Here is an 8,056-nt window from a genome sequence, read left to right on the forward strand (position 1 = left end):
GGGCGCGAGGGTGCGTGGTCATGGGCGCCGGCCCGGGGTGTCGATGCGGTCGACGACGGCCTGCAGCAGGCGCGCATCGGGCGTCGCGGCGCCTGTGGCGGCCAGGGCCCGCCGGGTGTGGTGAGTGAGCAGGACCCAGCGGCGCAGACTGCCGCCGGCGAAGCGGGCGTCCAGCGCCTGCAGGTCGCCGGGTGCGACGGCTTGCCACAGCGGGTGCAGGGCGGGCACCGCCTTCGGGATCTGGTCGCGGGTGAGCGCACCGAGGTGAAGCCAGGCGGCGGTGCGGGTGGCGAGCATCCGCTGGGCGCGCAAGTGCCGTTCGCCGCGCTGCCCGGCGATCAGGACCACGCACAGCCCGCCGGGGGTGCCGTCGTGAAGGAAGCGCAGGTACTCCAAGCAAGAGCCCGACATCCGGTCGGCGTCGTCGACGACGACGATCCGCGGTGTGTCGGCCAGGGCGCGGCGGATCAGCGTGTCGGCGGCTCCGGGATCGGCAGGCGGTGTGCCGGTGAGCCCGAGCGCGCCGTGGAGGCCGGCGCGCAGGTCCGCCGGCGCCGACTGGGCGCGCAGGTCAAGCAGCACAGCCACGCCGAGACGGTGTGCCGCGGTGCGCACGGCGAAGGTCTTGCCGATCCCGGCATCACCCAGCACGCACACAAAGCGCCGCTGGACACAGGCGTCGGCGAGCGCCTCGCCCACGGCGAGCATGCCCGGGGTGAGCAGGGTGCGCAGGCCGGGGACGGCGAGGAAGTGCAGGCCGGGCGGGGCAACGCCGTCCACGACGGCGAACGGTTCTGCTGCTGCCGTCTCGCCCCAGACGGCCCGCGAGCGGGGCGCGATGGTCAACACCGCGCCAGCGCCCAGTCCACGACCCGGTCGTCGACTTTCTCCGTCCCGAAGTACTCAAGGCCCTTCAGGACGTGCTTGGTGATCCTTACCCATTCACGGAAAGAGCCGTCGGCGTACTGGGTGTCGATCCGCTTCAGCAGCGCCTCGTCAACGTCCCGCCACACCGGGTGGGAGTCGGGGACGGTCTTGAGGACCTCCTCGGGCGACATCGCGAGGATCTCCAGGCGGATGTAGATCCGCGAGGCCAGCGCCGGGTCGCTCTGCAGCGTCTCGTACGCCTCCCGGCCGCCGACGAAGAGGATGGCGGGCTTGGGGTCGCAGTTGTCCCACAACTTGCGCAAGAACTCGAAGTTCTCCCGCCGGTACTGCTGGGCCTCGTCACACACGATCACATAGGGGCGCCGCGGGAGGGTCTCGCGCAGCAGCTTGTCGAACGCGGTCGGCGTCCCCGGCATCTTGCAGGAAAGGTTCATCTGGTGGAACAGCTCCTCGCGCAGGTCCTTCGGCCCCGGGCGGGAGCGGGCGAAATCCAGCGGCAGGATCAGATCCGGGTTCATCTCCTGGATCGTGGCACGGGTGGAAAAGCTCTTTCCCAGCCCGGCATCCCCGTAGATCACCGACATCGCCCGGGATTCGACGGTGTCGACGACGGTGTCCTTGATCTGCAGCAGCGTGTCGGTAGCGACCAGTTGCGAGTCCGGGATGTCGAGGAAGAACTGCGGACGCAGATCGGGCCGGCGGCGGGGCGCCGCGTTGGAGGGGCCCGCGGCCGGCTCGGCGCGGCGCTGGGGCACGTGCTTGCGCCTGGGTGCAGTAGTCATGACGCGTCCTTGTGTGAGGGATCGGCGGGGGCAGTGGACTTGCCGGGGCGTACCCAGCCGGCCGGGACGGGGGTCACGGGCGAGTAAGGCTCCGCGCGGCGGCGAGGAGCGGCAGGCGCTCGCCGGCTGGTGCCCGTGAGTTCGGCGAGCGCCTCCTGTTTGGTCATGCGCGTTGCCGAGGCGGGCAGTTGGGGTTCGGTGGCCGGCAGATAACGGTCGCGTCTGCGCTCACCGGAGCGCTGAAGAGCCCGGCGCAGTTCAGCGCTGTGCTCCCGGCGGCCGCCAAGGACCTTGGCGCGCAGTTCGTCGGTGGCCTCGTCGCTGAGGAAGGCGCGGCCGATGTAGCGGTTGCCGCGGTAGGTGTACAGGTCGATCTCGTGGGCATGGTGCGGCATCCACCGCACCCGCACCTCCATCCCGATCCGGCCGACGCCGTTCTCCGGCATGTAGCAGCGCCCGGCGAACTCCACCCCGTGACTGGTGATCTTCCTCGGCCGGTGGTCGCTCTCCAGCATGAACGCGCGCAGCTCGGCCGGGGTGGGCTCGGGCCGGATCTCGGTGGGGTCGGCCAGCCACCCTTCAAGCGGTGTCATGCCGGTGCGCTGCACCACATGTTGGGTGTTGTGCTCGGTGATCCACTCCCCCAGACGCGATACGAACGCCTCGAACGTCAACGGCGGATCAGTGTCGCCGACGCGGCTGCGGTGATCGAGCAGAGGCGCCTTGGTGTAGCGGGGCAGGTCGGCGAAGAAGCGGGTCATGCTGGTGCGGTTCAGCCGCTCGATACCGCCCTTGTGGCGGGCGCTGCGCACCCGCTGCACCGGCACCCCCAGCAGGCCGAAGGCCCGCCGCACCGTCTTGGACATGAAGTCGGCGCCGCCGTCGACCCGTACGAGCTTGGGCAATCCCCCGGCCGGCCCGTAGGGGTCCTCCCGCAGCACGGACGCTCGCACCGCCGCCAGGACCGACCCGCGGTGCGCGGACCCGGCGGTGACCGCCCAGCCCATCACATAGCCGGTACCGCGGTCCTCGAACCAGGTCACCCACACCCGCGCCAGCTTCTTGTCGGGCATCGCCACCACCAGCGGGGCCTGCTTGTGGTCGCCCTCCCATACCTGGTTGCGGGCCACGGGAGGCCGTTGGAAGGCGGGGTCGAAGCCGCGGGCGGCCGGAATGCCCTCCCGCAGACCTGCCATGAAACCGGGGTCGAGGTCACGGGCGATGGCGTCGTGCAGCGTGGTCAGACCGATCGGCTTCCGGCCCGCCGCCCGGGCATCGCGCACCAGATGCTCATGGGCGCGTTTCACATTGCCCTGGTGATCGGCGAGGACATCGATGATCTCCTCGGTGATCCGAAACCGGATGCGCTCGGGCTTCTCCGTGCTGCCGGTCTCCTCGGCGCGGGCCAGCCAGCGCCACACCTGCCGCACGCTCACGCCCACCGACTCGGCGACCAGCCGCACATGCGCGGTGGTCAACTCCCCCGCACCACGCAACTGCAGCAGCCGGGCCACAGCAGCGGGCCGCAGCTCGTCCCGATGCCGCCCCAAGCCCTCCTCGGAGGTGCCGTCCAGCGTCGTCACCGGTGCCGGCACCCCTGGGGTGGGCGGGTGGATAACGGCACGGAGATCACGTACAGCCTCCAAGCAAAGGGTGGAAACAGGGCAGTTCAGCCTGACGCACGTGTGTGACGGGTGCGTCTGACCCGAGGCTATGAGACGCCCGTGGGCTCCCCGCCCAGCCGATCACTCGGGCGGGTGACAACCAAACGTTCCCGCCAGTTCGATGGACGCACGTGCTAACGACGCTCGGGCATCGCCGCGGGAATCCGCACCCATCCAGGCTCCGCGACACCGCCACCGGCATCACGCTCCCCCGCAGCACCTGCCAAAAACCGCCGGACACCGCCGGCAGCGTTCAGTCGTGCTTCCGGTTCGCGGGTCTGGTCGACGTGTCGTTCTGGAAGGCTTCGATCTTCGCCCAGAGTGCGTTGCCCAGGTCTCGGACTTCGGGGGTGTATTCGATCCCGCATTCCCGGGCGGCTTCCCGCATCCGGGCTTCCTTCTCTGCCTGGGTGAGCGTGGCGGGGTCCCTGTCGCGGACGTCGTCGATGAGCAGGCCGGTGACCACGTCAGCGGCCGGGTCCTGCTTCTGTGCCGCTTCCCGGAGGAGTTGACGCTTGAGCTGTCCGTCGCGCGCCTGTCTCGCGGCGGCCTGCCGGACGTAGGCTGCGATGGGAATGTGGAGCTCGGCTGCGTGCTCCCTGATCAGGGCATACTCTTCCGGCGAGAAGGCCACCAAGACGTCGATGTCCGAGGGCTCTGTGTCGGTCATGGCACCCATGATGGCCTTCGGCTCTGACAATTCCGCCAACTCCAGCCCTGTCGATCGCGGTCGCGTGTCCCATGAAGAGCAGCAGGCCCGTGACGCCACGGCTCCACGAAGAGCAGGCCCCACAAGGCCAGGAAGACAAAGGAGATACGAGGAATGTGACACCGGCCGATACGGCCTCAGGTCACTGCAATGTTCGGGGAACTGTCACCATGATCGATCGATCCAACCGCCCCTGAGCAGCGCCAACATGCCTACAGGTCAGTGACATACGAAGCCGAACATTCCAGTGACATCACGGCCGAACCTCACAGGTGGTGGGTGCCCGGGTCTGCGGGAGGGCTGCTCGCGGCGGGGAAGCTGTCCCAGCCAGTCTCCCGGGCGCGGTCGCCGGGGCGCGGCGCAGGAAGGGCGCGGGGCCGTACGGCGCGGGGGGGCGCGGGCGCCGGGGCGGCGTGGAGCGCAGAAGCTCCCCGGGGGGGGTCTGTGTCTTTCGTCAGGCGAGGCGTGGGGTTCTGGGTTCGTAGAAGGTGCCGTCGCGGGGCATCGCGAACAGCACGTTGATCCGTTGTCGGGCCGGACGGAGCAGTGCCTGGGTGTGGGTCTTTCCTCTGGCCCGGCATGTGTCGTGGGAGGTGCGGGAGGCGGGATCGTGCAGGGCTGCGAACGCGGACAGGAACATCGCCCGCTTGAGCTGCCGGTTGCCGCCGCGGGGTGCGTGTTCGCCGTGGATCGAGGTCCCGGGAGACGTGGTCATGGGGGCGGCACGCCCACGGTGAGCCGCCGTCAGGGCCGCCCTGCCCCAGCTCGGCGTCGTCGATCTCCCCGAACACGTCGGCCTGCGCAGCTGCCCGCTCGTGCGCAGTGGCCCCGGGGTGTGTCCGCCATGTGTGCTCGGGAGCCATCGTGCGATCGGCAGACGGGAACGGCACCGGCCGCCCGCGGCTCTCTGTGAACCAGCGCCACGCTCCCCCGCCCTCACGTCAAGCACCGCGCCCCCGCCCACCGGCCGGGCCGGGGACTGGATGATCGATTCCAAGGGGCCGGGGCGCGAGTGGAGGGGCTCTTGCACCTTGGACTGGTGCCAGTTGCCTCGGGGGAGGATTCCGCGCTTCCGCTGTGGTTACGGCTGCCCGCAGTGGGGCTCGTCCTGGCCCCGAAGAGGCTGTCACCACTTTCGGTGCACGGTTGCCTTGCTGCCGGTCACCAGGCTTGCCGGCGGAACGTCATCGGCCACGACCGCGCCGGCGGCAACCACGGCGTCGCGGCCAATGCTGACGCCGGGCAGGATCGTGGCACCGGCACCGATCCACACGTTCTCCGCCACGTCGATGGGTGCGCCGGTGAGATACAGCCGCCGCTCCTCGGGATCAACCGGGTGGCCGCTGGTGATGAACGTGACCTTCGGTCCGATCATCACGCGCTCGCCGAGCCGGATCCCGGCATAGTCCAGGAACGTGCAGTTCTGGTTGATGAAGACGCGCTCGGCGAGGTCGAGGTTCAGGCCATGGTCCGTGTAGAAGGGCGGATAGATCGTGGCTCTCGGCGGCAGCGGCTTGCCAAGGATCTGCTCGAGCAGGTCCGCCTTACCCGCTTCGTCCTCGAAGGGCAGGACGTTCAGGCGGGAGGTGAGCTCGGTGACTTGCAGGACCCTCTGGGCCATGGCCTGGAACTCGGCACTGCGGATGCGCATGAGACGGTCGCTGGACATGCCACGATCCCTTCTGTGTACCGGTGGCGGGGCAAGCTCACCGGACGATCAGAGTCAAGGGGTGCCGGCGGAGACGAAAACGAGGGCGTCCGAGATCGTTTTGTGACGACAGCCTGGGCATCCTCGGGACGGCACTCTATGTGAAGACCGACGACCTGCTGAAGGCGCCTCCGCATCTGGTGCCATGGCGTCCGGCCGTCAGGCCCGTCCCGCAGCTCACCGACGCGGAGCTGGTCACGCTGGCGATGATGCAGGCCATGCCCGGCTTCACCTCCGAGGCCAGGTGGCTCCGCCACGTCCGCGGTCACCTGCGGTACCTCGTCCCGTACCTGCCGCGGCAGTCCGGCTGCAACAAGCACCTGCGCAAGGCCGCCGCGCTGCTGCGGCGGGTCACCCGACCGCTGGCCGCCGACGGCCCGGCGTGGAGCGACGACGTGTGGATCGTGGACTCCACCCCGGTGGAATGCGGCCGCTCCCGCGAGACCGTGGAACGCTCCGACCTGGCCGGATGGGCCGAGTACGGGTACTGCGCCAGTCACAGCCGCTTCTTCCTGGGCCTGCGCCTGCACCTGGTGTGCACTGTGCAGGGCCTGCCCGTCGCGTTCGTCCTGACCGGGGCCAAGGCCGGCGAACGCGAAACCCTGCTGGACCTGCTCGCGGCCGAACCGCACCTCGTCGCCGGCCGGCCCGGCCAGACACTGATCGGCGACAAAAACTGCTTCGGCCGCGGCTTCGAACGCGAACTTGCCCAGCTGGACATCCGGTTGCTGCGATCCGGCCCGCAAGGACGAACGGCAGCGGCCCGGCGGAGCCCTGTTCCGACCATTGCGGCAGGTCATCGAGCCGGTCAACGAGACCTTCCAGGGACAGCTCGACCTCGAACAGCACCGAGGCCGCACACCGGGGCGTGATCGCCCGCGTCATGCAGCGCGTCCTCGCGCTGACCGCCGCGATCTGGCACAACGACCACACCGGACAGCCCGTCCTACGCTCACTGACCGCCTACGACCACTGACTCGGAACTGATCATCCAGCCGATGCTGAAGGTCCGTTTGCCGGGGCTGCGGGGCAGGGTGGGCGCACGCGGTTCACAGGACGCCCCCGGCACCCTGCCGCATGCGGGGGCCGGGGGTCGGGGGGCTTCGTCGGCGTCGTCGAAGTCGTCTTGCGGGCAGCTCCTGCCGGCGCCACAGGCCACCGATCCGGCAGCGGCCGGCGTCGCCTGGCCGGAGCAGAACCTCCAGCGGGCTGCGCCCGTCCGCCGCCGGGCCTCTCAGGCCTGATCAGCAGCGTGCCGCGGAGCCGCTCACAGGCCGGGTGACGGTGGTGGGAGGAAGGGGCACGGCTGATCTGCTGGCCGCCGCCCGGTCCACGCTGGTCATGTGGCCGGGGGCGCACCAGCGGGAGACGGGCAGCACCTCGTACGGCCCATGGGTGCCGGCGGCTCCGTCGAAGGTGAACAGGTCGGTCAGTACTGGTGCCGTGGCCAGGAAAGCCGGCTGCGATGTGGGCGGAAACCACCGCCGCCACTGCACGGACTGCAGGGTCGCCTTTTCCGCAACGAACCGCAAGCGGCCGGGCGTTGCGCTCGGCCGGGCGGTGGCCGGACCTCTCATCAGCGTCTCCGGCGGCGCCTCTCGGGCCCGGCGCCCCCCTAGGTCATCAGTTCGACAGGGGGAACGGCCATGCCGGGTCCGGAGGCCAGCGGCCCTCTTGCAGGACCGCGGAACATGACGGGGGGCGGGCGATCGCGGTCCGGCACGCAACCGGCCCCACTGGTCACGCAGTAGGATCCGGGCATGAGCGCAGCAGACCCCTCCTCGCTCGGCCGCGCCCCGGTCAAGGTTCTGCTCGCCGATGACGAGCACCTTGTCCGGTCCGGGTTCAAGATGCTGATCGATGTCGAGGACGACGTCGAAGTCGTCGGTGAAGCCACCGACGGCGCCCAGACCGTGGAGCGGGCCCGTGCGACCCGGCCGGACGTCGTGCTCATGGACATCCGTATGCCCAGGCTGGACGGGATCCAGGCAACCGAGCAGATCGTCAGGACACCGGGCCTGGACCATGTGCGGGTACTGATCCTCACCACCTACGAGACAGACGCGTACGTCTTCGAAGCCCTCCAGGCCGGTGCCAGCGGATTCCTCCTCAAAGACGCCGGGCCGGCCGAACTGCTCCACGCCATCCGGGTCGTGGCCGCCGGCGACGCACTGCTCGCACCACGGATCACCCGCCGCCTGATCGGACAGTTCACCACACAGCGGGCCGCCGCACAGGCCGCCGAACAACAGCTGTCCGTACTCACCCAGCGCGAGCGTGAGGTACTGGCACTGGTCGGCCTAGG

Annotated in this window: 7 protein-coding genes and 2 pseudogenes; 2 read left to right on the plus strand and 7 right to left on the minus strand. The window is 69.9% G+C overall.

Annotation, left to right across the window (positions count from 1 at the left end):
- Positions 1-18 precede the first annotated feature (18 nt).
- The 6 genes and pseudogenes from HCJ93_RS27995 to HCJ93_RS28020 all read right to left on the minus strand — a co-directional run bounded on the left by HCJ93_RS27995 (position 19) and on the right by HCJ93_RS28020 (position 5,712).
- Positions 19-849 carry an AAA family ATPase gene (locus HCJ93_RS27995; protein WP_309141527.1) on the minus strand — a complete coding sequence of 277 codons (831 nt, stop codon included), beginning with the start codon at positions 847-849 and terminating at the stop codon, positions 19-21.
- Positions 843-1,670 carry an AAA family ATPase gene (locus tag HCJ93_RS28000; RefSeq protein ID WP_167998628.1) on the minus strand — a complete coding sequence of 276 codons (828 nt, stop codon included), beginning with the start codon at positions 1,668-1,670 and terminating at the stop codon, positions 843-845. Before HCJ93_RS28000 ends, HCJ93_RS27995 begins: the two co-directional genes overlap by 7 nt.
- Positions 1,667-3,253: a TnsB C-terminal domain-containing protein gene (locus HCJ93_RS28005; RefSeq protein ID WP_309141528.1), complete on the minus strand. Its 1,587-nt coding sequence runs from the start codon at positions 3,251-3,253 to the stop codon at positions 1,667-1,669. The genes HCJ93_RS28000 and HCJ93_RS28005 overlap by 4 nt, the downstream gene beginning before the upstream one ends.
- Before the next feature lie 334 nt (positions 3,254-3,587).
- Positions 3,588-4,004 carry a hypothetical protein gene (locus HCJ93_RS28010; RefSeq protein ID WP_167998629.1) on the minus strand — a complete coding sequence of 139 codons (417 nt, stop codon included), beginning with the start codon at positions 4,002-4,004 and terminating at the stop codon, positions 3,588-3,590.
- Between the two features lie 493 nt (positions 4,005-4,497).
- A pseudogene (locus tag HCJ93_RS28015) lies at positions 4,498-4,767 on the minus strand (IS110 family transposase); the annotation flags it as partial.
- A 402-nt stretch (positions 4,768-5,169) separates the two neighbouring features.
- Positions 5,170-5,712, minus strand: coding sequence for a DapH/DapD/GlmU-related protein (locus tag HCJ93_RS28020; protein WP_206318055.1), 543 nt, complete (start codon positions 5,710-5,712; stop codon positions 5,170-5,172).
- A gap of 113 nt (positions 5,713-5,825) precedes the next feature.
- On the opposite strand from HCJ93_RS28020, the pseudogene HCJ93_RS28025 reads away from it, so the two are divergent.
- Positions 5,826-6,727 (plus strand): annotated as a pseudogene (locus tag HCJ93_RS28025) (IS982 family transposase).
- Positions 6,728-6,995: 268 nt separating this feature from the next.
- Here HCJ93_RS28025 and HCJ93_RS28030 read toward each other — a convergent pair.
- On the minus strand, positions 6,996-7,247 hold the full coding sequence (locus HCJ93_RS28030; protein ID WP_167998630.1) for a hypothetical protein: 252 nt from the start codon (positions 7,245-7,247) through the stop codon (positions 6,996-6,998).
- Between the two features lie 264 nt (positions 7,248-7,511).
- Between HCJ93_RS28030 and HCJ93_RS28035 the strand changes: the two genes are divergently transcribed.
- A partial coding sequence (locus HCJ93_RS28035) for a response regulator (RefSeq protein WP_167998631.1) occupies positions 7,512-8,056 on the plus strand: 545 nt, incomplete at its 3' end.

It is taken from the genome of Streptomyces composti, assembly GCF_012034205.1.
In the GTDB taxonomy this organism is placed as follows: Bacteria; Actinomycetota; Actinomycetes; order Streptomycetales; family Streptomycetaceae; genus Streptomyces; species Streptomyces composti.

Bases quoted from the DNA above. Each gene is read 5' to 3' on its own strand.
- HCJ93_RS28000 (WP_167998628.1), bottom strand. From the start codon at position 1,670: ATGACTACTGCACCCAGGCGCAAGCACGTGCCCCAGCGCCGCGCCGAG.
- HCJ93_RS28010 (WP_167998629.1), bottom strand. From the start codon at position 4,004: ATGACCGACACAGAGCCCTCGGACATCGACGTCTTGGTGGCCTTCTCG.
- HCJ93_RS28020 (WP_206318055.1), bottom strand. From the start codon at position 5,712: ATGTCCAGCGACCGTCTCATGCGCATCCGCAGTGCCGAGTTCCAGGCC.